Here is a 24,664-nt window from a genome sequence, read left to right on the forward strand (position 1 = left end):
GTCTGCCGCACCTCACCCGTCGGACGGGCTCCAGGCCTGGGTGTCGAGATCGGCGCGGGACGCGTGCGGCACGTTACCCGTGGTGGTGCCGGCGATGCGCAGGCTCTCTTGTCGCAGCTCGAGCTGGGCGACCACGAGCGCCGCGAGATCGGTGAGGTTGGCGACCTGCTCGTCGCTGGCCGTGCCCGGCTCGCGGTCGATGACGGAGAGCGTGCCGATCGTGTGGCCGTCCCGCCGCGTGAGGGGCACGCTGACGTAGAACCTCATGCCGAGCGGTCCGGTGACGAGCGGACTGGACGCGACGCGACGGTCGGTCGCGGCGTCCTCGATGACCAGGGGCTCGGACGAGTGCACGGCACCCTGCGAGAGGTCGATCTGGCGGGCCACGTCACCCACGGCGGGGTCGTAGTGGGTGGTGAACCAGGTGCGGTCGTCGTCGATCACGGTCGCCAGCGCGATGGGCGCCGAGAACAGCCGCGCGGCCATGGCCGTGACCCGGTCGAGCGCCTCGTTCGGCAGGGTGTCGAGCACCTCGCTGTGGTCGAAGGGCTCGGTGTCGCCGCCGCGCGTCGAGCCGTCGCCGACCGACAGGTCGCCCACGCCGTCGCGGTGGTCCGTGGTCTCGGTGATCACGACGTCGCGCATCAGCGCCACGAGCGCGGCCCGTGTCGGGCGTTCGGCGGGGTCGCGGCGGGTCATCGCGCGCAACGCGTGGCGCCAGTGCTCGGGCAACGGATCGGGCAGCACGGGGTCGCGTGACAGCCGCGCCACGGCCGACTCGACGAGCGACCCGGGGAACTCGCGCCGGCGGGTGAAGCACTGCAGCAGCACGAGACCGAGGCTGTAGACGTCGCTCGGGGGGCCGACCTCGCCACCCACGGCCTGTTCGGGGCTGAGGTAGGCGGCGGTTCCCGTCGTGACGCCCTCGGCGGTGAGTCGTTCGACGTCCTCGGTGAGGGCGATGCCGAAGTCGGCGAGCTTGGCCCGGGCACGCGCCGCCTCGTGGTCGCCGTAGTCGACGAGCAGGATGTTCGACGGCTTGATGTCGCGGTGCACGACCGAGTGGCCATGGATGTAGTCGAGCGCCTCGGCCATGTCGTAGCCGATCTCGGCGATGTGCCGCGGGGCGAGGGCGCCGTGGCGCAACCGGTCCTCGAGGTTGAGCCCGGCGATCAGCGGCATCACGAGGAAGCGCTGCGGCCCGTTCGGCCCCTGTTCGACGCCGGCGTCGAACAGTCCGACCAGGCCGTGGTGCTCGAGGCTCGACAGCACGCCGAGTTCGGCCTCTTGCCGGGCGGGGTCGACCATCGCACTGTGGAACACCTTGATCGCCACCGTGCGGTTGAGGCTCTCGTCGACGGCCTTGTAGACGGTCGCCATGCCGCCTCGACCCACGACGGACTGCAGGCGGTACCGCTGGGCGAGGACGCGATCGAGCGCGTCGTCCTGCTGTGGCGCGGCCATCGCCTCCCCCTCGTGACTCGTGTGGGGTCCATCCTGTCGCATGCGGGGCGATCCGGTGACGATCGCGCGGGTGACGATCGCATCACGACCGCGTCACGGCGAGCGCCCGCGACCCCACCGCGCCGGGTGCGCACCTTGCGATGCCCTGGGAGAACGGTGTCGTCGGGAAGGGGGCGTGAGGCCCGCCGGTTGAGTTGCTCATGACAACGTACGGAATCATCGGAGCAGGCAACATCGGCAGCCAGGTCGCACGGGCCCTCATCAGCCACGGGCACGACGTCGTGATCAGCAACTCGCGCGGGCCCGAGACCCTCGCCGACCTCGTGGCCGATCTCGGCCCGAAGGCCCGGGCGGCCACCTCGACCGAGGCCGGCGCGGCAGGCGACGTGGTCGTCGTCACCGTCCCGCTCAAGAACCTCGACCAGGTGCCCGTCGAACCGCTCGCCGGCAAGACGGTCATCGACACGAACAACTACTACTTCGAGCGCGACGGTCACATCCAGGCGCTCGACGACGGAACCGACACGACCGCCGAGATGCTGCAGCGCCACCTGCCCACCAGCCGCGTGGTCAAGGGCTTCAACCACATCCCCGCCGACGACATCACCACCGACGTCGCCCCCTCCGGCACCGCCGACCGCCGGGCCCTGGCGACGTCGAGCGACTCGCCCGAGGCCGTCGCGCTCGTGACCGACCTCTACGACGAGCTCGGCTTCGACACCGTCGACGTCAGCCCGCTGTCCGAGAGCTGGCGCGTCGAGCGCGACCGTCCCGCCTACGTCGTGCGCCAGACGAAGGACGAGCTGGTCGCCAACCTCGCGAAGGCGAACCGCGTGCCGCAGGCCTCCTGAGCCGGCCGGGCGGTGACGCCGCCCCGAAGAACGCGACCCGCGCCTCCTGCAGGAGGGGCGGGTCGCGTCGTCGTCGGACGGGCCGGCAGGCGCAGGGCGGCTCAGCTCACCCAGCAGCGGTACGCGGACCCGGTGACGGCGCGCTCGCTGGTCACGAGCGAGGTCGTGTAGGTCTGGGTGAACGTGTCGACGGCCGGGAGGTCGACGACCTTCCAGCCGACCACCGCGCGGTTCTCGTTGAGCGCCTGCACGGCGCAGCCCACGTCGGTGCCACCGGCCACGTTGATCGTGTACTGCACGCGGACCGCGTCGTCACCCTCGACGGTGAAGCCGTAGTGGCTCACCTCGAGTTCGGCCGAGTCGCCGTCGAAGGCGACGAGCACGACCCACGCCGCGACCACGACGGCGACGACGCCGCCCGACACGAGGGCGATCAGCCGCGACCGGCGAGCCCGGCCGGGCCGTCGACCGTACCGGTCGTCGAGCCGTGCGGCCGGGTCGACGGGTGCCGGATCGAGGGTCTGCATGCCGTCCAGGGTAGGAGGCGCCGGCTCGGAACCGCATGGACGTCGCGTCCGTGCCGGGACGGAACCGCCGCGCCCTGGATCAGGCGGCGTCGGCCTCGAACAGCATGGACAGGTCGAGGGGCTCGGTGGGGGCGAGCTCGACGTACGTCAGGTCGTCGTTCACAGGAAGAGTCCGTTGCTGAGGAAGAGAGCGGCGACGAGGCTGGCGCTCGCACCCACGGCCGCCGTGGCGATGACGAAGAGGGTCGCCTGGCGCTCGGTCTCGCGGACCTCGGAGAAGGGGCTGCGACCCTCGTCGGAGCGGCGACGCGTCGGGGTGAGGAGTGTCATGGTGTGTCCGTTCTCGGCAGCCCTGTGCTGCCTGCCCGTGATGCTGATGTCCTGGAGGGCCGCGGCTCGTGCGCCGCGGCCCGCACCGCCCGTGAAGTCGGTACACACGAATGAAACCATGAGGTAGTTAGGCCATCTAGCTACCTGTCCGGGCAGTTCGCATTGCGGATGACGCATCGCCTCGAGACCCTGTGCGACACGTGTTCCGGCCCGACGCCTAGCCATTTTCCGTCGTACCTCCCCAACGGGGACATGTCCTCTTTTCGGAGGACCGGCAGACTGGCTACGGTCTCAGGACGAGACCGTCGGAGGCCGCGCCTCCTGCGCCGCACGGATTGCGAACACACATGCCCCTGGTCGAGACCCCGACCCCCAGCCGACACGGCCGCCTGATCGCGGCGGTGGTGCGGGCCACCAAGCCCCTCTTCCACCTCCACCTCGCGCTCTACAAGCGTGAGCTGGCCCGGTCACCCTTCCCCCGCGACGCCAGACGCACGATCGTCGACGGCCCGGACCCCGACCGCCTGCTGTTCGTCGGCAGCATCGCCGTCGAGGGCTTCGGCGTGCTCGCCCACGACCTCACCTGCGCCAGCCAGACGGCGCGCCTCGTCGGCTCCGCCCGCGGCCGCGGGGTCACCTGGCGCGAGGTCTCCTCGCCCGTGCTGACGGCCGCGGAGGCCGCGCGCGTCGAGCTGCCGTCGGAACGTGCCGACGTGGCCGTGGTGCTGCTGGGCATCTGCGACGTGCTGCTCGCGACCGGTGGGGCCTCGTGGGAGGCGTCGCTCCGCCGCCTCGCGGAACGGGTGCGCGAGACGGCCGGCCCGGACTGCCGCGTCGTCTACGTCGGCATCCCGCCGATGGCCGAGTTCCGACCGATCCCACCGGTCGCCAAACGGCTGCTGACCCGGCAGATCGAACGCCTCAACGCCCTGACCGCGCGGGTCGCGCTGACCACGCCCGGAGCCTCGTGGGTGCCGTTCCCCGAGTGGCGCTCGGAGGGGCTGTACCACCAGGAGCTGCTGTCGTGGGCGACCATGCACCGGCGCTGGGGGCAGGCGATCGCGCCGGCCGTGGTGACGTCGCTCGGGGCGGTCGGCGTCGTCGGCGTGCCGCGGGACCGCGACGCCGGGCCCGGCGTCCGGGCCTGGACCCCCTGTCCGGGAAGACGGACGTGATCTGGTTGCCGGCCCCTCCGGGCTGACCTACACTCGACTCGTTCGAACACACGTTCGAACGATCAGGAGGACGAGATGACCACCCAGACCACCCACGAGCCCGTCGCGCTGTGGTTCGAGCGCGGCCTCCCGGCGCGGCTGGTCTGGTCGTGCCGGCGGTGGCGGGTGAGCGACACCCCGACCGAGCTGCGCGTCGAGCCGGCCGTCACACCGGCCTTCATCACGCACCCGCCCCGTCGTTTCGTGGGGTGGCGCTTCCAGGCCACCGACGACGACGGCACGACCCACATGTTCGAGGTCGTCCTCGGCGACGACGGCGGCTGGGTGCTCGGCCGCGTCTACGACTGAGCCGTCGCATGCTCGCCGCGCGGGGCGGACCGAGCCGAACGCGCCCTCCCTCCGGTCGAGGCGAGGTGCCCGACGACGACCACTTGCTCTGTCTTGCACGGCAAGGTAACTTGTGAGGCATGACAGCAGATGCGGGAGCGCAATTGCGCAAGGGTGTGGTCGAGTACTGCATCCTCGGCCTGCTCGACCGAGAGCCGATGTACGGCTGGCAGCTCTCCGAACAGCTCGTCGAAGCCGGACTCGTCGCCAGCATCGGCACGCTCTACCCCCTGCTCGGCCGCCTCCGGGCCCAGGGCCTCGCCACGGCGTTCGATCGACCGTCGGCGACGGGCCCCGTCCGGAAGTACTACCGACTCACCCCTCTCGGACGCGCTCAGCTCGTCGCTTTCCGCCTCCAGTGGGCCCCTTTCACCGCATCGGTGAACCAACTCATCGGAGACGACACCCATGACTGACACCACACCCGAAGTCACCACCGCCTACCTCGCGCAGCTCGACGCCGAGCTCGTCCAGCTGCCGCCCGGCCTACACCGGGACATCGTCGCCGGCATCCAGGAGGAGCTCCAGGGCCTCGATGCCGAGTCCGCCGCCGCACGCATCCGGCAGCTCGGCGATCCGGCCTTCATCGCGGCGGAGGCGCGCGCCGAGACGGTTACCGCAGCCCCCCACGTCAGCGCCGACGCGCCACCCCCCGGCCGGACGTTCTCGATCGTCGCGGTCGTCGTCCTGATCGCGGGCTCGCTCCTGGTGCCGGTCGTCGGCGCTCTCGTCGGCCTCCTCTTCGTCAGCCAGGCCGCGGCCTGGACCCGACGGGAGAAGGCGGCCGCCTGGCTCGCATCCGTCGGCGTCGCCCTCCTCGCCCTTGCAGCGGCGATGCTGACGGCCTCGGCGGGCGTCGGCGGTGTCCACCTCGTCATCTCGGTCGGCTACCTCGTCTTCCCCGCCGTCGGCATCGTGCTGGCCGTCCGGGCGCACCGTCGGGGCTGGCTCGCCTGAGCCGACGCCCACGGCCCCGGCCGGCTCACCCGGCGTTGCCCCGCCGGATGCTTTGTGCCATTGTTAGGACAATTGCTCCTCACCTGGAAGTTGTACAGAGACGTATGAACCAGTCCCTCGCGCGCACCCCGCGTCCGGCGTTCCGATGAAGGCCTCCGTCGCCGGAGCCCCGGTCAGCTTCGGCGTCTTCGAGCTCACCCCCGAGGGCGCGGACGTCATCGGCCCCGACGAACTCGTCGACGTCCTCGCCGAGAGCGGCTACGCCGGCGTCGACCTCGGACCCGTCGACTACCTCGGCCGAGGCGACGAACTCCGCGCACGACTCGCTCGATCGGGCCTCGAGCTCGCGGGCGGCTGGGTCCAGCTGCCGTTCTCCGACGAGGACGCCTTCGAGGCGGCGCTCCCCCGGTTGGACGCGACCCTGCGACTCTTCGCCGAGGCCTGCGAGGACGGGCCCGCACGGCTGCCGCTGCCCACCCTCGCCGACGACGGATCCGACGCGCGTCGCGCCGGCCCTGGCCGCGGCGCCGCCACCGACCCTCTCGACGGTCGCCGATGGTCGACCCTCGTCGCCAACGTCGAGCGTGCCGTCGGCGTGACGCGGGCAGCCGGTTTCGAACCGACCTTCCACCACCACGCGGGCACGTTCGTCGAGTCGCCCGACGAGATCGACCGGTTCCTCGGCGCGGTCGACGTCGGCCTGACCCTCGACACCGGGCACCTCGTGATCGGGGGCGGCGACCCCGTGCTCGCGATCGAGCGCTGGGGCGATCGCATCAACCACCTGCACCTCAAGGACGTCGACGTGGCCGAGCTCCGGCGGGTGCTGCACGCGGGAGGCGGGATGCGCGAGGTCTGGTCCTCCGGTGCCTTCGTGGCCTTCGGGCAGGGCGACGTCGACCTCGACGCCGTCATGACCGCGGTCGACGGCCTGGACTACGACGGCTGGATCGTCGTCGAGCAGGACGTGCTCAACACTCCGGACGCCGACCTCTCCAGGTTCCGCGCCGAGCGGGGTGCCGACCAGCTCGTCAACCGCGACGCCCTCCGCGACTGGGCCTGATGCGCCTCCGCCCCCTCCCGCCCCTCGGGGCCCCACGACGCCTACGGGCAGCAAGGACGACGACGTGACCGCTCCGCTCCGCTTCGGACTCATCGGCACCGGCCGCATCGGCCAGGTGCACGCAGCCAACATCGCGGCTGACCCCGAGGCCACCCTCGCCTGGGTCTGCGACCCCTTCGTCGACGGCGCCGAGGCCGTCTCGGCACGCCACGGCGGTACCGTGACGACCGACGCCGCCGAGATGTTCGCCTCGGGCGACATCGACGCCGTCCTCATCGCCTCGCCCACCGCGACCCACGTGGACCTGCTCGGGGCGGCGCTCGACGCCGGCGTCCCCGCGCTGTGCGAGAAGCCGATCGACCTCGACATCGCGCGGGTCGACGCGTTGCTGCCCCGCGTTCGGTCCTCCGGCATCCCGATCGCCCTGGGCTTCAACCGCCGTTTCGACCCCGCATTCGCCGCCGCGCACGCCCGCGTGACGGCCGGCGAGATCGGCGAGCTCGAGCAGCTCTCGATCATCAGCCGCGACCCGGCGGCCCCGCCTGCCGCGTACGTCGGGGTCTCGGGCGGCATCTTCCGCGACATGACCATCCACGACTTCGACATGGCCCGGTTCTTCCTCCCGGACATCGTCGAGGTGACGGCGACCGGCACGACCGTCTTCGACCCGGGCGCCCGTGAACACGGCGACTACGACACCGCGATGGTGACGCTCCGGTCGTCCTCGGGGGCCCTGGTCTCGATCACCAACTCCCGGCACAGCGCCGTGGGCTACGACCAGCGGCTCGAGGCGTTCGGTGCCCGGGGCTCCCTGCAGGTGTCGAACGCGCTCACCAGCCTCGTCAGCGTCTCCACCGCCTCCCATGTCGAGGCGAAGCCGCCGTACCAGGACTTCTTCCTCGAGCGGTACGCCGCGGCCTACGTCGCCGAGTTGCGCGCGTTCATCGACCTGGCCCGAGGTGAGGAGTCGGCGAGCCCGACCTTCGCCGACGGTCGCGCGGCGCTCGTCCTCGCCGACGCCGCGGCCCGCTCGGCGGCCGAGCACGTCTCCGTCGCCGTCGAGCTCTGAGCCGGCGGTGACCTTCCACCTGGCGGCCTCCGCCGAGATGTTGTTCCGGGAGCTTCCCGTCGTCGACCGCGTCCGGCGCCTCCACGAACTCGGCTTCCAGGTCGAGATCTGGGACTGGTCGACGAAGGACCTGCCCGCCCTCGCCGCCACCGGGGCCACGTTCTCGTCGATGACCGGCTACCTCGCCGGCGACCTGACCACGGCCGACGGCATCGCCGAACTCCTCCGCACCGCGGAGGAGTCGATCGCCGCGGCCGAGATCATCGACTCGCCGAGGCTCAACCTCCACGGCACCGGCCTCGACCCGGACGGCCTCCCGGTGCGCCCGGGCGAAGCGGTGACGCCGAGTGACCGCGAACGGGCGCACGAGACGCTCGCCCGTCTGGCACGCCTCGGCGAGCGCCACGACCGCGTCTTCACGCTGGAGAACCTCAACACCGCGGTGGACCACCCGGGCACGCCCTTCGCCCGGGCCGAGGACACGCTCGCGCTCGTGAGCGCCGTGGACAGCCCCGGCCTGCGCCTCAACCTCGACCTCTACCACGCGCAGATCGGCGAGGGGAACCTCGTCGAGCTGCTCCGGCGGGCCCTGCCCTGGGTCGGCGAGATCCAGGTCGCGGACGTGCCGGGGCGCTTCGAGCCGGGTACGGGTGAGATCCGGTACCCGGCGATCGCCGCCGAACTCCGGACGCTCGGGTACGAGGGCGTCGTGGGCCTCGAGGCCTGGCCGTCCGTCGACTCCGCCACGGCGCTCGAACGCTTCCGCGCCTCCTTCGCCTGACGCCGCCCGCGACCCACCGGACCCGAGGAGGCGCGAGTCCGGTCCAGGGGACGGCCCGCCGAGCATCCCGGCGCGGCGGAGACCGCGGCTCAGAGGTCGTACGTGGTGGGACCCTCGACGCGACCCACGGCCTGCCACGCCCGGGCCCTGTCGCTGCGGACGGCGGCCTCGACGATCTCGGCGGCCGACCAGGCGTCCGCGGCCGACGGCGCCAGCTGGCGGCTCTCGAGCACGGATCGGAGGAACAGCTGCGCCTCGATGGTCTTGAGGTCGTCGAAGCCCATGCTCGTGCCGGCGCCCGGCTGGAACCGGGCGAAGTCGCCGAAGCCGGGCTGGGCCATGACGGTGCGGTACCCGGTCGTGTCGTCGGCGACCTGCAGCTCGTTCAGCCGCTGGAAGTCCCAGCGCAGCGAACCCTTCGTCCCGTAGACCTCGAGCGCGTACTCCGCGCGCGGACCGATCGCCACGCGGCTCGACTCGAGCACGACGACGGCGCCCGAAGCGAACCGGCCGAGCACGGCGGCGTAGTCCTCGTTCTCGACCGCGCCGGTCGCCCCGCCCTCGGCGCCCTTGCTGAAGTGGCCCGCCGAGCCCGAGCCCGGCAGCGGACGCTTGCGGATGAACGTCTCGGTGAGACCGGTCACGGACTCGATGCGCCCGACCACGAACTGGGCCAGGTCCGCCCCGTGCGACAGCAGGTCGCCCAGCACGCCCGACCCGGCCCGGTCGCGCCGGAACCGCCAGGTCAGGGCGCCGAGGGGATCGGCCGAATAGTCGGCCAGCAGGCTCACCCGCACGTTGGTCACCGTGCCGAGGGCGCCCGAGCGGACGAGCTCCCGGGCGCGGGCGACCGCAGGCGCGTGGCGGTAGTTGAACCCGACGGAGGTGACGACGCCCGCGTCGGCGGCGGCGCGGGCGATCTCGGACGACTCGGCGGCCGACCGGCCCATCGGCTTCTCGATCCAGAACGGCTTGCCCGCGGCGGCCGCGGCGAGGGCCACCTCGTGGTGGAGGAAGTTCGGCGCGCAGATCGACACGACGTCGACCTCGGGGTCGGAGACCACCTCACGGTAATCTCCGGTGGTGCGGCGGTAGCCGAGCACCGTCTCGGCGCTCCGTCGCGCGTCGGCATCCGTGTCCGCGGCGGACACCAACTCCACGCGGACCGGCAGCTCGGGGTAGTGCTCCGCGACCGCGCGGTACGCCCGCGAGTGCAGCCGCCCCATCCATCCGAGCGAGACGAGACCCACTCCTACGCGATCCGGTGTCGACATGGTTCTCCTGACGTCGTCGGTGGGGCCCCGGTCGAGCGGGGTCGGACCGAGCCTAGCCCAATGACAGAATGTATTGACAATCATGCACCCCTCGCACATACTCGGACCCGACATCGACGTCACCCCGGACCGTCCTCCGCGACGAGCTCCGCATCGAAGGGACTTTCAATGAAGAAGCGATTCCTCGCCGGCCTCGGCCTCGCTGCGGCGACCGGGTTCCTCCTCGCCGGCTGCGCGGGAACGGGCCAGGAGACGGCCGGACCGAACACCGGAGGCGGAGACCTCACCTTCGCGGTCGTCACCCACTCCGGTCCCGGCGACGCCTTCTGGGACCGCGTGAAGTCGGGGGCCGAGACGGCCGGAGCCGACTACGACGCCACCGTCACCTACAACTCCGACGCCGACCCCGCCAAGCAGTCGCAGCTCATCGACAACGCGGTGGCGCAGAAGGTCGACGGCATCGTCGTCTCGATGGCCAACCCCGACGGTGTCGAGGACAGCGTCAAGAAGGCCGTCGCCGCGGGCATCCCGGTCGTCACCATCAACTCCGGCATCGAGCGATCCGCCGAGTTCGGCGCCCTGACCCACATCGGCCAGAGCGAGACCGTCGCCGGCGAGGCCGTCGGCACCGAGCTCGCCGACGCGGGCCTGAGCAACGCGCTCTGCGTCATCCAGGAGGCCGGCAACGTCGGGCTCGAGGACCGCTGCTCCGCCGCCGCGAAGACCTTCGGCGGGACGATGACGAACCTCCAGGTCGACGGCACGAACGACGCCGACGTGAAGGCGACGATCAAGTCGAAGCTCCAGGCCGATCCGTCCATCGACGGGGTCCTCACCCTCGGCGGCCAGTACGCCATCGATGCGGTCGGCGCGGTCGAGGAGTCCGGCAGCTCGGCGAAGGTCGGCACCTTCGACCTCTCCGAGGACGTCGTGTCGGACGTCGAGAACGGCTCCATCCTGTTCGCCGTCGACCAGCAGCCCTACGTGCAGGGCTTCCTCGGCGTGACGGCCCTCCAGTTGTACGTCACCAACGGCAACGTCATCGGCGGCGGCCAGCCGGTCTACTCCGGCCCGGCCTTCGTCACCGAGGACAACGCGGCCCAGGTCGCCGAGTTCGCCGCCAACGGCACGCGCTAGGCATCCCCCCGGGGGCCGGCGCAGCACGCGGCCGGCCCCCTCTCCTCCCCCGACCCAGGAGTCACCGTTGACGACCACTGACATCGTGACGATCGCGACGAGGCCACGCCTCGAGCGGCGTCCGCTCCGCAAGATCCTCGCCCGGCCCGAGACGGGCGCCTTCGTCGCCGCGCTCGCGGTGCTCCTGTTCTTCTCCCTCTACACGCCCCAGTTCCTCAGCTTCGCCGGAGCCGGCGTCTGGCTCGAGTCGGCCTCGACCTTCGGCATCATGGCCGTCGCGGTGGCCGTGCTCATGATCGGCGGCGAGTTCGACCTCTCGGCCGGCGTCATGACCGGCTTCTCGGCCTTGATCGTCGGCATCCTCACGACGCACTACGGCCTGAGCATCTGGGTCGCGGTCGTCGTGTCGCTCGTCGTCTGTCTCGGCGTCGGCGCCGTCAACGGGGTCCTGGTCATGAAGACGGGCCTGCCGAGCTTCATCGTGACCCTGGGCACGTTCTTCGCCCTCGCGGGCATCGACCTCGCCGTCACCAAGATCATCACCGGCCAGGTCGCCATCCAGGGCATGACCAAGGTCCCTGCCTACGACTCGATCCAGCCGCTGTTCGGCGCGTCGGTTCAGATCGGCGGCGGCACCTTCTACGTCTCGGTCCTCTGGTGGTTCGTCGTCGCCGCGGCGGCCACCTGGATCTTGCTGCGCACCCGTGCGGGCAACTGGATCTTCGCCGTGGGTGGGGCCCTGAACTCGTCCCGCCAGGTGGGCGTCCCCGTCTTCACGACCAAGATCGGCCTCTTCATGGGGACGGCGGGCGCCGCCTGGCTGGTCGGCATGATCTCGCTCTTCCGCACCTCGACGGTCCAGGCCAACACCGGGGTGGGCCAGGAGTTCATCTACATCATCTGCGCCGTCGTCGGCGGCTGCCTCATGACGGGCGGCTACGGCTCCGCGATCGGTGCCGCCCTCGGCGCGCTGATCTACGGCATGGTCTTCCAGGGCATCACCTTCGCCCAGTGGGACACCAACTGGCTGAGGACGGTCCTCGGCGGCATGCTGCTCGCCGCGGTGCTGCTGAACAACTTCGTCAGGACACGAGCAGGAGGCGCGCGATGAGCACCGAGACCACCCACGACCGCGCGGACGCGCGTCCCGTGTCGCCGCGAGCCGCCGTCGGCACGACGATCGTCGAGGTCCGCGACATCGGCAAGACCTACGGGGCCGTCAACGCCCTCGCCGGGGTCTCGACGACGGTCGCGGCCGGCCAGGTCACGTGCGTGCTCGGCGACAACGGCGCGGGCAAGTCCACGTTCATCAAGATGCTGGCCGGCGCGCACACGCCGAGCGAGGGCGAGCTGCTGCTCGACGGCGAGCCCGTCACCTTCGCGTCGCCGCGGGCCGCCCTGAGCGCCGGCATCGCGACGGTCTACCAGGACCTCGCGGTCGTTCCCCTCATGCCCGTCTGGCGCAACTTCTTCCTCGGCTCCGAGATGACGATCGGGGCCGGCCCGTTCCGTCGCCTGGACGTCAAGGCGATGAAGCAGATCACCTTCGAGGAGCTGGCCCGCATGGGCATCGACCTCCGCGACGTCGACCAGCCGATCGGCACGCTGTCGGGAGGCGAGCGGCAGTGCGTCGCCATCGCCCGCGCCGTCTACTTCGGGGCTCGCGTGCTGATCCTCGACGAGCCGACGGCCGCCCTCGGTGTGAAGCAGTCCGGTGTCGTGCTCAAGTACATCGCGCGCTCCCGGGACGAGGGCCTCGGTGTCGTCTTCATCACGCACAACCCGCACCACGCGTACCCGGTGGGCGACCGCTTCCTGCTCCTGAATCGCGGCACGAGCCTCGGCAACTTCGAGAAGAGCGAGATCACCCTCCCCGAGCTGACCGCGCTGATGGCCGGCGGAGCCGAGCTCGACTCGCTCGCGCACGAGCTCGAACGCGAGATGCCCGGTTCGCCCGTGGCACGCGAGATGGCGGCCGACGCCTCCGAGACCGTGCCTCCGGCGGGGAGCTGAGGCCCGACGCCTGCCGATCCACCTCTGTGGAAAGATGGAGGACCACCGATCAAGAGCGGACACGATGCCTCAGGACGAGCAGCTGCTGCCTCCCGATTTCTTCCTCGGGCTCGATCGCTCCGGCCCGGTGCCGCTCTATTACCAGGTGTCGAACCTCCTCGAGGGCGCCATCCACGACGAGACGCTCCCCGCCGGTGCGCGCCTCGAGAACGAGGTGGCGCTCAGCGCCCGGCTCGGGCTCTCTCGTCCGACGATCCGGCGGGCGATCCAAGAGCTCGTCGACAAGGGCCTGCTCGTCCGCCGCCGGGGCATCGGCACGCAGGTCGTCCATGGTCGCGTCACCCGCAACGTCGAGCTGACCAGCCTCTACGAAGACCTCGAACGCACGGGACAGAAGCCCGAGACGTCGCTGCTCTCGTCGTCCGTCGAGGGCGCCGACGAGAAGACGGCCGAGGCCCTGGGGGTCGAGGTCGACAGCCCCACGCTCCACCTCGTGCGCCTGCGCTCCGCCGACGGCGTGCCCCTGGCCGTCCTGGACAACGTGCTCCCCGAACCGTTCGCCGATCTCGACCTGGCGTCGCTCGAGAAGCACGGCCTCTACCAGCTGCTCCGTGGCCGTGGGGTGACGATGCGGGTCGCGAAGCAGCGCATCGGGGCGCGCTCGGCCACCGCCTCCGAGGGCCGCCTGCTCGACCTGCCCAAGAGCGCGGCCGTCCTGACCATGGGGCGCACGGCCTTCGACAACTCCGGGCGTGCCGTCGAGCACGGCCAGCACTGCTACCGGCCCGACCTCTACTCGTTCGAGATCACGCTCGTCGAGCGCTGACCTGCGGCGTCAGCCCAGCAGCGGACGGCGGGCCGCCGAGCGCGTGACGTACTCGTCGCGCGCCTGCTGCGTGCCGGGCAGCGTCGACACCTCGGCGACCGGCACGTCCCACCAGCCCTCGCCGCCGGGCGCGTAGAGCAGCGGGTCGCTCTCGACGTGGATGAGCGTCGTGGTCTCGGACGCCTTCGCGACCGCCACGGCCCTGCCCAGGTCGGCCACCGCCTCCGGACCCGCCGCGATCTCGATGGTCTCGACGCCGTAGCTCCGGGCGTTGGCGGCCAGGTCGACGGGCAGGGTGGCCCCGCTGCCGTCGCGGTACCGCGTGCCGAAGCGCTCGGAGCCGACCGTCTCGGAGAGGTGCCCGATCGACGCGTAGCCGTGGTTCTGGATCAGCACGACGATGATCTTGACGCCCTCGGCGACCGCGGTCACGAGTTCGGTGTGCAGCATGAGGTACGAGCCGTCGCCGACCATGACGACGACGTCCCGGTCGGGGGCGGCGCGCCGGACGCCGAGTCCGCCGGCGATCTCGTAGCCCATGCACGAGAAGGCGTACTCGACGTGGTAGCCGAGGGCGTCGCGCACCCGCCAGAGCTTGTGGAGGTCGCCCGGCAGCGAACCCGCGGCCTGCACGACGACGTCACGGGGGTCGGTGGCGGCCTGCACGGCCCCGATGATCTCGGCCTGACCCGGCCGCGCGAGCCCCGAGGGCTCGAAGGCCCGGTCGACGACCGCATCCCACCCGGCCTTCTCGGCCGCCGCCCGCTCGACCCACCCGGCGGGGGCCCTCCAGTCGGCGAGCTCGGTGCGCAGGGCGTCGAGGGCCTCGCGGGCGTCCGCGATGACGGGCAGCTGCGTGCCGTGCTTGTACGCGTCGAACGAGGCGACGTTGACGTTCACGAAGCGCACGCCCTGGGCTTGGAAGGCGGTCCGGCTCGCCGTGGTGAAGTCCGAGTACCGTGTGCCGATGCCGATGACCACGTCGGCCTCGGCGGCGAGGCGGTTCGCCGCGGTGCTGCCGGTCGCCCCGACGGCACCGAGGTAGCCGGGCTGGTCCCACGGCAGCGAGCCGCCGCCCGCCTGGGTGGTGCCGACCGGGATGCCGGTCAGCTCGACGAGGGCGCGCAACGACTCCTCGGCCCCCGAGTACAGGACTCCGCCGCCGGCCACGACGACCGGCGCCTTCGCGGCACGGATCGCGGCGACGGCGCGCTCCAGCGGACCACGCTCGGGCACGGGCCGGCGCACGTGCCAGTCACGCGGCGCGAGAAATTCGACGGGCACGTCGACCGCCTCGGCCTGGACGTCCTCGGGCAGGGCGATCGTGACCGCTCCCGTCTCGGCGGGGTCGGTCAGCACGCGCATCGCGGCCAGCGCGATCGAGAAGAGCTTCTCGGGGCGGTCGACCCGGTCGAAGAACCGCGACAGCGGCCGGAACGCGTCGGTGACCTGCACGCTCGGGTCGTGCGGCAGCTCGATCTGCTGCAGCACCGGATCGGCGACGCGGGTCGCGAAGGTGTCGCTGGGCAGCAGCAGGGCGGGCAGCCGGTTCGCGGTCGCCAGCGCGGCACCGGTGAGCATGTTGGCGGCGCCCGGCCCCACGGAGGCGGTGCTCGCGAAGGTGCCGCGGCGGCGCCTCATGCGGGCGTAGCCGACGGCCTGGTGCACCATCGCCTGCTCGTTCCGGGCCTGGTGGTACGGCATGAGGCCCGGCTGCTCGACCTCGAGTTGCTGGAGCGCCTGGCCGATGCCGGCGACGTTGCCGTGGCCGAAGATGCCGAACGTGCCGGCGACGGTGCGCTCGCGGTGCTCGCCGTCGACCGTCCACTGGTTCGCGAGGAACTCGATCAGCGCCTGCCCGACCGTCATCCGCCTGGTGGTGCCCATGTCATCGTGTCCTGTCGTCGTGGGGTCGTCGTCGCGACGCGTCATCGCGGGTCCGGTCGTCCGGTGGGTGCTCGTCACGGGCGTCGCTCGTAGGGGAGGCGCGGGTCGACGTCCTGCGCCTCCCACGTCGCGCGGATCCACCCGTGGGCCGGGTCGTCCGAGATGTGCCACACCCGCTCGGGGTCGGGCCCCGCCATGACGTTGAGGTAGTAGAGGTCGTAGCCGGGGGCCGCGACGCACGGGCCGTGCCAGCCGTGGGGCAGCAGGGCGACGTCGCCGGTGCGCACCTCGGCGAGCACGTCGATCTCGCCGGCCGGGGACGAGTAGGCGCGGACGAACCCGAACGGATCGGCCTGCGGCGGCCCGTCGAGGCCCCGCTCGACCGCGGTCTCGAAGTAGTAGATCTCCTCGAGCCGTGACTCCTGCCCCGCCTGCAGCTCGTCGTGTTTGTGCGGGGGCCAGCTCGACCAGTTCTCGGCGGGCGTGATGACCTCGCAGACGATGAACCGGCCGGCGTCGAGCACCTGGGGCGTGCCGAAGTTGTGCACCTGCCGGCTGGAGCGACCTGCTCCGCGCAGTTCGACGGGCACCTCGTCGCGCCGGACGTGCCGGCTGGGGTGGACCTCGGCGGTGGGCGCCTCGGCCACGGCCACCCGCCCCTCCCCCTCGATCGTGGCGGAGGCGCCGGTCGAGAGGTAGAGGACGTCGCTCGGGCCGTCGAAGACCGAGGCACGGCCCGCCAGGTGGGTGGTCTCGAGCGCGCCCGAGACCCGGTGTTCGACCATGAACGACCCCGACAGCGGAACCACGAGGCGCTCGACGCCGGCCGCGGGCAGCGGGAGCCGGCCTCCGGGCCCGAGTTCGGCGACCCGTAGACCGGTGTGCTGCCAGCCCGCGAGCTCGTCGTCGACGACGGACTCCCAGTCGCCGCGCCTCAGGGCGCCCTTCGCGAACACCCACTCGTTCTGCGTGGTCATGTCTCTCCTGCTCGTCGGGAACCCGGTCGGCTCCGTGCGCGTCAGTTCTGCGGGAACCCGAGGTCGACGCCGCCGTGCGACGGGTCGAGCCACCGTGAGGTGATCGCCTTCTGCTGGGTGAAGAACCGGACGCCCTCAGCCCCGTGGGCCTTGGTGTCGCCGAACAGCGAGTCCTTCCAGCCGCCGAACGAGAACGTCGCGACGGGCACCGGGATGGGCACGTTGATGCCGATCATCCCGACCTGCACCTCGTTCTGGAAGCGTCGCGCCGCGCCTCCGTCGTTCGTGAAGATCGCCGTGCCGTTGCCGAACGCGCCGTCGTTGATCAGGGCGACGCCCTCGTCGTAGGAGGCGACGCGGACGATGGAGAGGACGGGTCCGAAGATCTCTTCCGTGTAGGCCCGCGAGGTGGTCGGCACCTTGTCGAGCAGGGTCGGCCCGAGCCAGAAGCCCGCGGCGTCGCCGTCGACCTCGATGCCGCGACCGTCGATGACGACCTCGGCGCCGTCCTCTTCGGCGACGGCGATGTACGAGGTGACCTTGTCGCGGTGCTGCTCGGTGACGAGCGGGCCCATGTCGCAGCCGCGGCGGCCGTCGCCGATGCGCAGCCTCGAGGCGCGGTCGCGGATCTTGGTGATGAGCGCGTCGGCGACGGGCTCCACCGCGACGACGACGGAGATCGCCATGCAGCGTTCGCCCGCCGAGCCGAACCCGGCGTTGATCGCGGAGTCGGCGACGAGGTCGAGGTCGGCGTCGGGCAGGACCAGCATGTGGTTCTTGGCGCCGCCGAGGGCCTGCACGCGCTTGCCGTTCGCGGCGCCCGTCTCGGAGACGTACCGGGCGATCGGGGTGGAGCCGACGAACGAGACGGCCCGGACGGCCGGGTGCGTGAGCAGGCCGTCGACGGCCTGCTTGTCGCCGTTGAGCACCGTGAAGACACCGGCGGGCAGACCGGCCTCGGCCCAGAGGGCGGCGAGCCAGAGCGCGGCGGAGGGGTCCTTCTCGGACGGCTTGAGGACGACGGTGTTGCCGGCGGCGATGGCGATGGGGAAGAACCACATCGGTACCATCGCGGGGAAGTTGAAGGGCGAGATGACGCCGACGACGCCCAGCGGCTGCTTGGTCGAGTAGACGTCGACGCCCGTCGACACCTGCTCGGAGTACTCGCCCTTCAGGTGGTGCGCGAGACCGGTCGCGAACTCGACGACCTCTTGACCGCGGGTGATCTCGCCCAGCGCGTCGGACACGACCTTGCCGTGCTCCGAGGTGATGATCTCGGCCAGCTCGCCCTTCTTGGCCTCGAGCAGCTCGCGGAACCGGAAGAGGATCTGCTGACGCTTGGCGAGCGAGAGGTCGCGCCAGGCGGGGAACGCGGCTTGTGCCGAGGCGATCGCCGCCTCGATCTCGTCCTCGTCGGCGAGGGCGACGTGCTTCGTCACGACTCCGAGCGCCGGATCGTAGACGGGGGCCGTGCGACCGGAGCTCGACGGCGACTCGCGACCGTCGATCCAGTGCGGCACGACGGGCAGCTCGGGGGCGGGAGCGTTCGTCGGGGAGTCAGACATCGTCCTGCTTCTCTTCTCGGGAGGGATCAGCCGTGCACGAGCGCGGCGGCGGTGTCGACGGCGGCGACCACGTCGCCGTCGGCCGGGTACAGCAGCGTGCGGCCCACGACGAGCCCGCGGACGCCCGGGAGCGCGAGCGCGGCCTCCCACGACGCGTAGGTCTCGTCGGGACGGCCCGAAGGATCGCCGCCGAGCAGGAGGGTCGGCAGCGTGGTCGACGCCATCACCCGCTCCATCTCGGGTACGACGGGGAGCTTGAGCCACGACCAGGCGGACGTGGCACCGAGGCCCGCGGCGATCGCGACCGAGGTGACCACCGCCTCCGGTGTGAGGTCGTTCTCGACGACGCCGTCCACCCAACGGCTGAGGAACGGCTCGAGCATGATCGGCACCTGGGCCGCGGCGGCGGCGTCGACGGCCCTGGCGGTCGACTCGAGGGTGGACGCGGTCGCGGCGTCGCCGAGGTTGACCCTGATCAGCAGCTTCGCGAAGTCGATGCCCGACGCGACGATGCCCGGCACGTCGTATCCGGTGAACCGGTCGTCCATCTCGAACCGGGCGCCCTTGAGGCCGCCGCGGTTCATCGACCCCACCACGACCTTGCCCTCGAGGGCGCCCAACAGGGCGAGGTCCTCGATGACGTCGGGCGTCCCGAGCACGCCGTCCACTCCCGGTCGCGAGAGGGCGGTGACCAGGCGCGTGAGCATCTCGTACCGGTCGGCCATCGCCGACGGGTCGTCTCGGACGCCGAGCGCCCCGCGTGCCGGATGGTCGGCGGCGACGATGAAGAGGCGGCCGTCGTCGGCCAGCAGCGGCCGGCGCGACCGGTCGCGCACCCGGGGCAGCACCGTCTGCGGGGCGAAGGTGCGCACGTGGCGCAGCGTCTCGAAGTCGAGCGGGGCGGGGGCCGGGACGGGGACGTCAGGCGTCGACACGGGCGATGCTCCTCACGATCGCGTCGACCTCGTCGGTGGAGGGCATGGCGGTCGAGCACTCGCGCCGACTGGCGACGATCGCGCCGGCGACGTTGGCGAAACGGAGGACGTCCCTGAGCGACCGGTCCTGCAACAGGCCGTGGCAGAGGGCACCGCCGAAGCCGTCGCCCGCACCGAGCCCGTTGACGACCTCGACGGCGTGGGGCGGGACCTCCACGGTCTCGTCGCGGGTCTTGGCGAGCACGCCGCGCGGGCCCTGCTTCACGACGGCCAACTCGAGACCGCGGTCGAGCAACGCGTCGGCGGCGCGGTGGGGGTCGGTCTCGCCGACGGCGATCTCGCACTCCTCGCGGTTGCCGACGGCCACGCTGACGTGCTCGAGCGCGAGCGACACCTCGCGTCGGGCGTCGTCGGGCGACGACCAGAACATCGGACGGTAGTCGAGGTCGAGGACGGTGAGCGGCTTGCGCCCACGCGCCTCCCACGCGGCGTGGTGAGCCGTCCGGCTCGGGTCCTCGGACAGACCGGTGACGGTGGCCCAGAAGATGCGGGCGTCGGCGATCGCGTCGAGGTCGAGCTCGTCGGCGTGGACGACCATGTCAGGGGCCTTGGGCGCCCGGTAGAAGTAGAGGGGGAAGTCGTCGGGCGGGAAGATCTCGCAGAACGTGACCGGGGTGTTCAGGTCGGGCACCGTGCGGACGAACCGGGTCGAGACCCCGAGGCGCTCGAGCTCGCCCGTCACGAAGCGACCGAAGGGGTCATCGCCGGTGCGGGTGACGATGGCGGTGCGGAGGCCGTGGCGGGCGGCGGCGACGGTCACGTTCGCAGCGCTGCCGCCGAGGTACTTGCCGAACGTCTCGACGGCCTCGAGGCCGACGCCGTCCTGCAACGGGTAGAGGTCGACGCCCGAACGTCCGATGGTGACGAGGTCGAGGGAAGCGTCCGTCGCGGAGGTGCTGGTGTCGGTCATACGTCTCTGTACAACTCTCTGGTCGTGTCGATCGGGCCCGCCCTGTCGCGGCCGCCATGTGCTTACATATGAACATAGCGCACGAGTGCCGAGAAGTCACGGCCGGCCGACCGGCGAGCAGGACTAGGGCGCGATCGGCGCCTCCTCGTCGGCCGCCACGTCCTTCTGCACGGCGAACTGGGTCCGGTGCAGCTCTTCGTACCGTCCGGCCGCAGCCAGCAGCTCGTCGTGCGTGCCGCGCTCCACGATCGACCCGTCCTCGACCACCAGGATCATGTCCGCGCTGCGGATGGTGGAGAGCCGGTGGGCGATCACCATCGCCGTCCGCCCGTCGAGCGCCTCGCTGAGCGCCGCCTGCACGGCAGCCTCCGACGTCGAGTCCAGCGCCGCGGTCGCCTCGTCGAGGATGACGACGCGCGGCTGGGCGAGCAGGAGGCGCGCGATGGTCATCCGCTGACGCTCGCCTCCCGAGAGCCGGTAGCCGCGCTCCCCCACCATCGTGTCGAGCTGGTCCGGCAGCGACCGGAGCAGCGGCTCGAGCCGCGCACGGCGGACGGCGTCCCACACCTCGTCCTCGGACGCCTCCGGCCTCGCGAGGCGCAGGTTGCTGAGGATCGTCTCGTGGAACAGGTGGCCGTCCTGCGTCACCATGCCCAGGGTGTGGCGCATCGAGGCGAAGGTCACGTCGCGCACGTCGGCACCGGCGAGGCGCACGGCACCGCTGTCGACGTCGTACAGGCGCGAGAGCAGCTGGGCGATGGTGGACTTGCCGGCGCCGGACGTGCCCACGAGGGCGACGGTCTGCCCCGGCTCGATCCGGAACGACACTCCGTGCAGCACCTCGTCGCCGCCGCGGGTGTCCAGGGTGGAGACCTCTTCCAGCGAGGCGAGCGACACCTTGTCCGCGGACGGGTACGCGAACCGGACGTCGTCGAACTCGACGCTCACCGGGCCCTCGGGGACGGAGGAGGCGGTCGGCTTCTCCTGGATGAGCGGCTTCAGGTCGAGCACCTCGAAGACGCGCTCGAAGCTGACGACCGCGCTCATGATCTCGACCCGGGCGCTCGCGAGGCCGGTCAGCGGCACGTAGAGGCGGGTGAGGAGGAGCGCCAGGGTGACGACCTCGCCGGTGTCGAGCTGGCCGGCGAGGGCGAGGAAGCCGCCGAGGCCGTAGACGAGCGCGAGGGCCAGGGCGGAGACGAGCGTCAGCGCGGTGACGAAGACGAACTGCAGCAGCGCGCTGCGGACCCCGATGTCTCGGACACGGGCGGCGCGGACGCGGAACTCCTCCGCCTCCTCGTCGGGACGGCCGAAGAGCTTGACGAGGGTGGCGCCGGGTGCCGAGAACCGCTCGGTCATCTGCGTGCTCATCGCCGAGTTGTGGTCGGCGGCCTCGCGGCGCAGGGCGGCGAGGCGGCTGCCCATGCGGCGTGCGGGCACCAGGAAGATCGGCAGCATGACGACGGCGAGCACCGTCACCAACCAGGAGGTGCTGAGCATGACGACGAGGGTGAGGATCAGGGCGACGACGTTGGTCACGACGCCCGACAGCGTGCCGCTGAAGGCTTGTTGGGCGCCGATGACGTCATTGTTGAGGCGGCTGACGAGGGCGCCCGTGCGGGTGCGGGTGAAGAACGCGATCGGCATCTTCTGGACGTGGTTGAAGACGGCGGTGCGGAGGTCGAGGATGACCCCCTCGCCGATCCGGGCGGAGAACCAGCGCGTCAGGAGGGAGACGCCGGCGTCGGCCACGGCCACGACGGCGATGAGGACGGCGAGTCGGACGATCATCGACACCTCGCCCTTCGCGACGATGACGTCGACCACCCGGCCGGCCAGCACCGGTGTCGCGACGGCGAGGAAGGCCCCTACGATCGAGAGGCCGATGAAGACCACCAGCTTGGACCGGTAGGGCACGGCGAACGTCATGATCCGCCGCACCGATTCGCGGGAGATGCCGTGCTTGCCGTCCCTCGCGGACGAGATCTTGTACAGCGAGCTCCAGGCCGCGCCTTCCATGCTCATGGCGGTTCCTTCCGTGGGTACCAGGCCCAACCTAGACGGCGGGCGGCCCCGTGCCCGCCGTTCGGCCCTCGGAAGGCAGTAGGTTCGCCACGTGGTCGAGAACCTCCGCCGAGCTCTGCACCGGCGGAGGGGCACTGCCGTCGGTGATCGATCCCCGGACGAGACACGGCCGCCGGCGCATGATCAGAGCATGAGCAGAAGCTGGTCGGTCGTCGTGGTGGTGAGCTCTGTGGTCGTTCTCGTCGCAGGCCTGGGAATCGTCGGCACCGGCCATGCCTACGGATGGCTCCTCGTGGCCACCGGCCTGCTCAACACCGTTCTGGGCGCCCTCACCTGCCGGAAGGCGGCCCGGCAGACCACGGGGTCACCGTGACCGATCGGCTGTCGGGCACCCGCGTGCGGAGGACCTGCAGGAGGCGCGGTGCCGGGACGTCCGACACCGCGCCTCCTCGGGGCGGTCGCGCTAGGGGACGATGACGGCGCGGCCGCGGACCGTGCCCGCGGCGAGGGCCTCGTAGGCCTTCGGGCCGTCGTCGAGCGAGTAGCGCTGGGTGGCGACCTCGACCTGGCCGGCCCGGGCGAGGTCGAGGACCTCGATCAGCTCGCTGCGGCTGCCCCAGTAGGGGATGCGCACGGCGACGTCGAAGGCGATCGTGCCGAACCCGACCTCGACGGTGCCACCACCGATTCCGACGATCGTCACGTCGGCGTCCGGTGCCGCGACCGCGACGGCCGTGGCCATGGTCGGCTTCGCCCCGACGAAGTCGAAGACGGCCTGGACGCCGAGGCCTCCGGTGATCTCGCGGATCGCCTCGGCGGCGTGCTCGTCGCTGATGACCGTGTGGTGAGCGCCGACGTGTTTCGCGAGCTCGAGCTTCTCGTCGGTCACGTCGAGTGCGATGATCTGCGCACCCGAGAGCGCCCGCAGGATCTGGATGCCGACGTGCCCGAGGCCGCCGGTGCCGATCACGACCGCGTAGGTGCCCGCCCCGAGTTTCGGCAGCGAGGTCTTGATCGCGTGGTACGGCGTGAGGCCGGCGTCGGTGAGCGAGACGTTCTCGACGGGGCCGAGGTCGCCGAGCGGCACGAGGTGGCGGGGGTCGTCGACGATCATGTACTCGGCCATCGAGCCGGGAGCGCCCAGCCCGGGGGGCTTGATGCCCTCGGCGGCGGCGTTGACGCAGTAGTTCTCCTTGCCCTGGGCGCACTGGTGGCAGCGGCCACAGCCCCACGGGCCGTAGACGGCGACGGCGTCACCGACCTGCAGGTGCTCGACGCCCTCTCCGAGCTCGGTGACGATGCCGGCTCCCTCGTGCCCGAGCGTGAGCGGCAGCGGGTAGCCCTGCGCCGTGTAGTCCTCTTCACTGAGGCTCATGACGTACTCGTCGGAGTGGCAGACGCCGGCCGCCGTGACCTTCAGCAGGACCTGCCCGGGGCCGGGCGACGGCTTCTCGATCTCGACGACTTCGGGGTGCTGACCGATCTGGGTGTACTGGAGTGCCTTCATGGGGCGCAGGTTACGCCCGACGGCTGCAAGCCGGGCGACAGGTGTCGCCCTACCTCGGTCGATCCGCGCGCGGTGCGGCGGTGACGCCGGTCGGCCCTACGATCGACGGCATGGCACACCTGCACCGGGCCGGCATGAGCCCCTCCAAGATCGACCTGCTCGACTCCTGGGTGCCCACCCAGCCGTGGTTCGAGGGCCCACGCCGGCCCGAGGGCGCCGACGACGAGGGGCTGCGCAGCGTCGCCGCCTTCCGCTTCGACGACCCGGCGGGCGAGGTCGGCGTCGAGACGATCATCGTCGCCACGGCCGACGGTGCGCAGCTGCAGGTGCCCCTCACCTACCGCGACGCTCCCCTGGCCGGCGCGGAAGACCACCTCGTCGGGACGACCGAGCACTCGGTGCTCGGCACGCGCTGGGTCTACGACGGCACGGCCGACCCGGTCTGGGCCGCGGCCCTCGCCACGGCCGTGCTGACCGGCGGCACACAGGCCGAGGCCTGGTTCGAGGTCGACGGCGAGCGGCAGGTCCGCGAGCCGAACTCGACCGTCGTCGGCAGCGGCACCCCCGGCGCCCCGGTGCCCGACGTCGACCGCCTCACCGTCGACCAGGTCGAGGGGCGCACGGTCGTCACGGGTGCCGCGGTCCGCATCGTCGTCGCCCGCGTGCTCGGCCGGCACGACGCCGGCGCGCTCGCCTCGACCGGCGGCCACACGGGTGACCACGGCGTCGAGGTGCTCACCGGCACCTGGACGGGGCACGACCAGCCCGAGACGCTCGCAGTCGTGCTCACGGCGTAGCGACTGCAGGAGGCGCGGTGCCGGCAGCGGGGACGCGACCGGTCGCGGGGGTCCCGGGTACCCGACCCGCGCCTCCTCGTCTCGTCCCCAGGCGGTCGCCCGGATGACGGGACGGTGAACGATCGTGCACCGGGCTTCGCCCGTCGG

Annotated in this window: 25 protein-coding genes; 14 read left to right on the plus strand and 11 right to left on the minus strand. The window is 71.7% G+C overall.

Annotated elements, in window-relative coordinates:
• Positions 1–12: 12 nt before the first annotated feature.
• Positions 13–1,464, minus strand: a complete 1,452-nt coding sequence (locus EDF50_RS15900; RefSeq protein WP_123520475.1) for a protein kinase — start codon at positions 1,462–1,464, stop codon at positions 13–15.
• 200 nt (positions 1,465–1,664) lie between these two features.
• Here EDF50_RS15900 and EDF50_RS15905 point away from each other — a divergent pair, with 200 nt between their 5' ends.
• Positions 1,665–2,315 carry an NADPH-dependent F420 reductase gene (locus EDF50_RS15905; protein ID WP_123520527.1) on the plus strand — a complete coding sequence of 217 codons (651 nt, stop codon included), beginning with the start codon at positions 1,665–1,667 and terminating at the stop codon, positions 2,313–2,315.
• A gap of 101 nt (positions 2,316–2,416) precedes the next feature.
• Here the strand turns inward: EDF50_RS15905 and EDF50_RS15910 are convergent, their stop codons facing one another.
• Together EDF50_RS15910 and EDF50_RS16745 are read right to left on the minus strand one after the other, a co-directional pair.
• Entirely contained in the window at positions 2,417–2,842 is a 426-nt protein-coding gene (locus EDF50_RS15910) for a DUF4307 domain-containing protein (RefSeq protein WP_123520476.1), read from the minus strand.
• A 159-nt stretch (positions 2,843–3,001) separates the two neighbouring features.
• Positions 3,002–3,172 carry a hypothetical protein gene (locus tag EDF50_RS16745; RefSeq protein WP_158612749.1) on the minus strand — a complete coding sequence of 57 codons (171 nt, stop codon included), beginning with the start codon at positions 3,170–3,172 and terminating at the stop codon, positions 3,002–3,004.
• A gap of 347 nt (positions 3,173–3,519) precedes the next feature.
• Between EDF50_RS16745 and EDF50_RS15915 the strand changes: the two genes are divergently transcribed.
• The 7 genes from EDF50_RS15915 (at position 3,520) to EDF50_RS15945 (ending at position 8,604) form a co-directional block, all read left to right on the plus strand.
• On the plus strand, positions 3,520–4,347 hold the full coding sequence (locus tag EDF50_RS15915) for a GDSL-type esterase/lipase family protein (RefSeq protein WP_123520477.1): 828 nt from the start codon (positions 3,520–3,522) through the stop codon (positions 4,345–4,347).
• Positions 4,348–4,422: 75 nt separating this feature from the next.
• Positions 4,423–4,695, plus strand: a complete 273-nt coding sequence (locus EDF50_RS15920; protein ID WP_123520478.1) for a hypothetical protein — start codon at positions 4,423–4,425, stop codon at positions 4,693–4,695.
• Positions 4,696–4,814: 119 nt separating this feature from the next.
• The gene (locus EDF50_RS15925; protein ID WP_123520479.1) at positions 4,815–5,150 is read left to right on the plus strand and encodes a PadR family transcriptional regulator; all 336 of its coding nucleotides are present in this window, start codon (positions 4,815–4,817) and stop codon (positions 5,148–5,150) included.
• A complete protein-coding gene (locus EDF50_RS15930) occupies positions 5,143–5,691 on the plus strand; it encodes a hypothetical protein (RefSeq protein ID WP_123520480.1) in 549 nt (182 codons plus the stop codon). The genes EDF50_RS15925 and EDF50_RS15930 overlap by 8 nt, the downstream gene beginning before the upstream one ends.
• A 145-nt stretch (positions 5,692–5,836) precedes the next feature.
• Positions 5,837–6,754, plus strand: a complete 918-nt coding sequence (locus EDF50_RS15935) for a sugar phosphate isomerase/epimerase (protein ID WP_123520481.1) — start codon at positions 5,837–5,839, stop codon at positions 6,752–6,754.
• Between the two features lie 64 nt (positions 6,755–6,818).
• On the plus strand, positions 6,819–7,823 hold the full coding sequence (gene iolG, locus EDF50_RS15940; protein WP_123520482.1) for an inositol 2-dehydrogenase: 1,005 nt from the start codon (positions 6,819–6,821) through the stop codon (positions 7,821–7,823).
• Between the two features lie 37 nt (positions 7,824–7,860).
• Positions 7,861–8,604 carry a TIM barrel protein gene (locus EDF50_RS15945; RefSeq protein WP_123520528.1) on the plus strand — a complete coding sequence of 248 codons (744 nt, stop codon included), beginning with the start codon at positions 7,861–7,863 and terminating at the stop codon, positions 8,602–8,604.
• An 89-nt stretch (positions 8,605–8,693) separates the two neighbouring features.
• Here the strand turns inward: EDF50_RS15945 and EDF50_RS15950 are convergent, their stop codons facing one another.
• Positions 8,694–9,878: a Gfo/Idh/MocA family protein gene (locus tag EDF50_RS15950; protein WP_123520483.1), complete on the minus strand. Its 1,185-nt coding sequence runs from the start codon at positions 9,876–9,878 to the stop codon at positions 8,694–8,696.
• Between the two features lie 168 nt (positions 9,879–10,046).
• Between EDF50_RS15950 and EDF50_RS15955 the strand changes: the two genes are divergently transcribed.
• From EDF50_RS15955 to EDF50_RS15970, 4 genes are all read left to right on the plus strand, one after another.
• Complete coding sequence (locus tag EDF50_RS15955) at positions 10,047–11,015, plus strand: sugar ABC transporter substrate-binding protein (protein WP_123520484.1); 969 nt, start codon at positions 10,047–10,049, stop codon at positions 11,013–11,015.
• Between the two features lie 67 nt (positions 11,016–11,082).
• Positions 11,083–12,126, plus strand: coding sequence for an ABC transporter permease (locus EDF50_RS15960; RefSeq protein ID WP_123520485.1), 1,044 nt, complete (start codon positions 11,083–11,085; stop codon positions 12,124–12,126).
• On the plus strand, positions 12,123–13,028 hold the full coding sequence (locus EDF50_RS15965; protein ID WP_123520486.1) for an ATP-binding cassette domain-containing protein: 906 nt from the start codon (positions 12,123–12,125) through the stop codon (positions 13,026–13,028). Before EDF50_RS15960 ends, EDF50_RS15965 begins: the two co-directional genes overlap by 4 nt.
• A 64-nt stretch (positions 13,029–13,092) precedes the next feature.
• On the plus strand, positions 13,093–13,854 hold the full coding sequence (locus EDF50_RS15970) for a GntR family transcriptional regulator (RefSeq protein ID WP_123520487.1): 762 nt from the start codon (positions 13,093–13,095) through the stop codon (positions 13,852–13,854).
• Between the two features lie 9 nt (positions 13,855–13,863).
• On the opposite strand, the gene iolD is transcribed toward EDF50_RS15970, so the two are convergent.
• From iolD to EDF50_RS16000, 6 genes are all read right to left on the minus strand, one after another.
• Positions 13,864–15,741 (minus strand): 3D-(3,5/4)-trihydroxycyclohexane-1,2-dione acylhydrolase (decyclizing), encoded by a 1,878-nt coding sequence (gene iolD, locus EDF50_RS15975; RefSeq protein WP_123520529.1) that lies wholly within the window; start codon positions 15,739–15,741, stop codon positions 13,864–13,866.
• A gap of 74 nt (positions 15,742–15,815) precedes the next feature.
• Complete coding sequence (gene iolB / locus EDF50_RS15980) at positions 15,816–16,718, minus strand: 5-deoxy-glucuronate isomerase (RefSeq protein WP_123520488.1); 903 nt, start codon at positions 16,716–16,718, stop codon at positions 15,816–15,818.
• A 41-nt stretch (positions 16,719–16,759) separates the two neighbouring features.
• Entirely contained in the window at positions 16,760–18,283 is a 1,524-nt protein-coding gene (locus EDF50_RS15985) for a CoA-acylating methylmalonate-semialdehyde dehydrogenase (protein WP_123520489.1), read from the minus strand.
• 26 nt (positions 18,284–18,309) lie between these two features.
• Complete coding sequence (locus tag EDF50_RS15990; RefSeq protein WP_370454008.1) at positions 18,310–19,218, minus strand: class I fructose-bisphosphate aldolase; 909 nt, start codon at positions 19,216–19,218, stop codon at positions 18,310–18,312.
• The gene (iolC, locus tag EDF50_RS15995; protein WP_123520490.1) at positions 19,205–20,188 is read right to left on the minus strand and encodes a 5-dehydro-2-deoxygluconokinase; all 984 of its coding nucleotides are present in this window, start codon (positions 20,186–20,188) and stop codon (positions 19,205–19,207) included. Before iolC ends, EDF50_RS15990 begins: the two co-directional genes overlap by 14 nt.
• A 123-nt stretch (positions 20,189–20,311) precedes the next feature.
• On the minus strand, positions 20,312–22,213 hold the full coding sequence (locus EDF50_RS16000) for an ABC transporter ATP-binding protein (protein ID WP_123520491.1): 1,902 nt from the start codon (positions 22,211–22,213) through the stop codon (positions 20,312–20,314).
• A 190-nt stretch (positions 22,214–22,403) separates the two neighbouring features.
• On the opposite strand from EDF50_RS16000, the gene EDF50_RS16005 reads away from it, so the two are divergent.
• Entirely contained in the window at positions 22,404–22,586 is a 183-nt protein-coding gene (locus EDF50_RS16005; RefSeq protein ID WP_123520492.1) for a hypothetical protein, read from the plus strand.
• A gap of 90 nt (positions 22,587–22,676) precedes the next feature.
• On the opposite strand, the gene EDF50_RS16010 is transcribed toward EDF50_RS16005, so the two are convergent.
• Entirely contained in the window at positions 22,677–23,720 is a 1,044-nt protein-coding gene (locus tag EDF50_RS16010) for an NAD(P)-dependent alcohol dehydrogenase (RefSeq protein WP_123520493.1), read from the minus strand.
• A 110-nt stretch (positions 23,721–23,830) separates the two neighbouring features.
• Between EDF50_RS16010 and EDF50_RS16015 the strand changes: the two genes are divergently transcribed.
• Positions 23,831–24,517: a hypothetical protein gene (locus EDF50_RS16015; RefSeq protein WP_123520531.1), complete on the plus strand. Its 687-nt coding sequence runs from the start codon at positions 23,831–23,833 to the stop codon at positions 24,515–24,517.
• Positions 24,518–24,664 lie beyond the last annotated feature (147 nt).

The sequence above is a fragment of the Frigoribacterium sp. PhB24 genome, assembly GCF_003755185.1.
In the GTDB taxonomy this organism is placed as follows: Bacteria; Actinomycetota; Actinomycetes; order Actinomycetales; family Microbacteriaceae; genus Frigoribacterium.

Bases quoted from the DNA above. Each gene is read 5' to 3' on its own strand.
- EDF50_RS15900 (WP_123520475.1), bottom strand. From the start codon at position 1,464: ATGGCCGCGCCACAGCAGGACGACGCGCTCGATCGCGTCCTCGCCCAG.
- EDF50_RS15905 (WP_123520527.1), top strand. From the start codon at position 1,665: ATGACAACGTACGGAATCATCGGAGCAGGCAACATCGGCAGCCAGGTC.
- EDF50_RS15910 (WP_123520476.1), bottom strand. From the start codon at position 2,842: ATGCAGACCCTCGATCCGGCACCCGTCGACCCGGCCGCACGGCTCGAC.
- EDF50_RS16745 (WP_158612749.1), bottom strand. From the start codon at position 3,172: ATGACACTCCTCACCCCGACGCGTCGCCGCTCCGACGAGGGTCGCAGC.
- EDF50_RS15915 (WP_123520477.1), top strand. From the start codon at position 3,520: ATGCCCCTGGTCGAGACCCCGACCCCCAGCCGACACGGCCGCCTGATC.
- EDF50_RS15920 (WP_123520478.1), top strand. From the start codon at position 4,423: ATGACCACCCAGACCACCCACGAGCCCGTCGCGCTGTGGTTCGAGCGC.
- EDF50_RS15925 (WP_123520479.1), top strand. From the start codon at position 4,815: ATGACAGCAGATGCGGGAGCGCAATTGCGCAAGGGTGTGGTCGAGTAC.
- EDF50_RS15930 (WP_123520480.1), top strand. From the start codon at position 5,143: ATGACTGACACCACACCCGAAGTCACCACCGCCTACCTCGCGCAGCTC.
- EDF50_RS15935 (WP_123520481.1), top strand. From the start codon at position 5,837: ATGAAGGCCTCCGTCGCCGGAGCCCCGGTCAGCTTCGGCGTCTTCGAG.
- EDF50_RS15945 (WP_123520528.1), top strand. From the start codon at position 7,861: ATGTTGTTCCGGGAGCTTCCCGTCGTCGACCGCGTCCGGCGCCTCCAC.
- EDF50_RS15950 (WP_123520483.1), bottom strand. From the start codon at position 9,878: ATGTCGACACCGGATCGCGTAGGAGTGGGTCTCGTCTCGCTCGGATGG.
- EDF50_RS15955 (WP_123520484.1), top strand. From the start codon at position 10,047: ATGAAGAAGCGATTCCTCGCCGGCCTCGGCCTCGCTGCGGCGACCGGG.
- EDF50_RS15965 (WP_123520486.1), top strand. From the start codon at position 12,123: ATGAGCACCGAGACCACCCACGACCGCGCGGACGCGCGTCCCGTGTCG.
- EDF50_RS15970 (WP_123520487.1), top strand. From the start codon at position 13,093: ATGCCTCAGGACGAGCAGCTGCTGCCTCCCGATTTCTTCCTCGGGCTC.
- iolD (WP_123520529.1), bottom strand. From the start codon at position 15,741: ATGGGCACCACCAGGCGGATGACGGTCGGGCAGGCGCTGATCGAGTTC.
- iolB (WP_123520488.1), bottom strand. From the start codon at position 16,718: ATGACCACGCAGAACGAGTGGGTGTTCGCGAAGGGCGCCCTGAGGCGC.
- EDF50_RS15985 (WP_123520489.1), bottom strand. From the start codon at position 18,283: ATGTCTGACTCCCCGACGAACGCTCCCGCCCCCGAGCTGCCCGTCGTG.
- iolC (WP_123520490.1), bottom strand. From the start codon at position 20,188: ATGACCGACACCAGCACCTCCGCGACGGACGCTTCCCTCGACCTCGTC.
- EDF50_RS16000 (WP_123520491.1), bottom strand. From the start codon at position 22,213: ATGAGCATGGAAGGCGCGGCCTGGAGCTCGCTGTACAAGATCTCGTCC.
- EDF50_RS16005 (WP_123520492.1), top strand. From the start codon at position 22,404: ATGAGCAGAAGCTGGTCGGTCGTCGTGGTGGTGAGCTCTGTGGTCGTT.
- EDF50_RS16010 (WP_123520493.1), bottom strand. From the start codon at position 23,720: ATGAAGGCACTCCAGTACACCCAGATCGGTCAGCACCCCGAAGTCGTC.
- EDF50_RS16015 (WP_123520531.1), top strand. From the start codon at position 23,831: ATGGCACACCTGCACCGGGCCGGCATGAGCCCCTCCAAGATCGACCTG.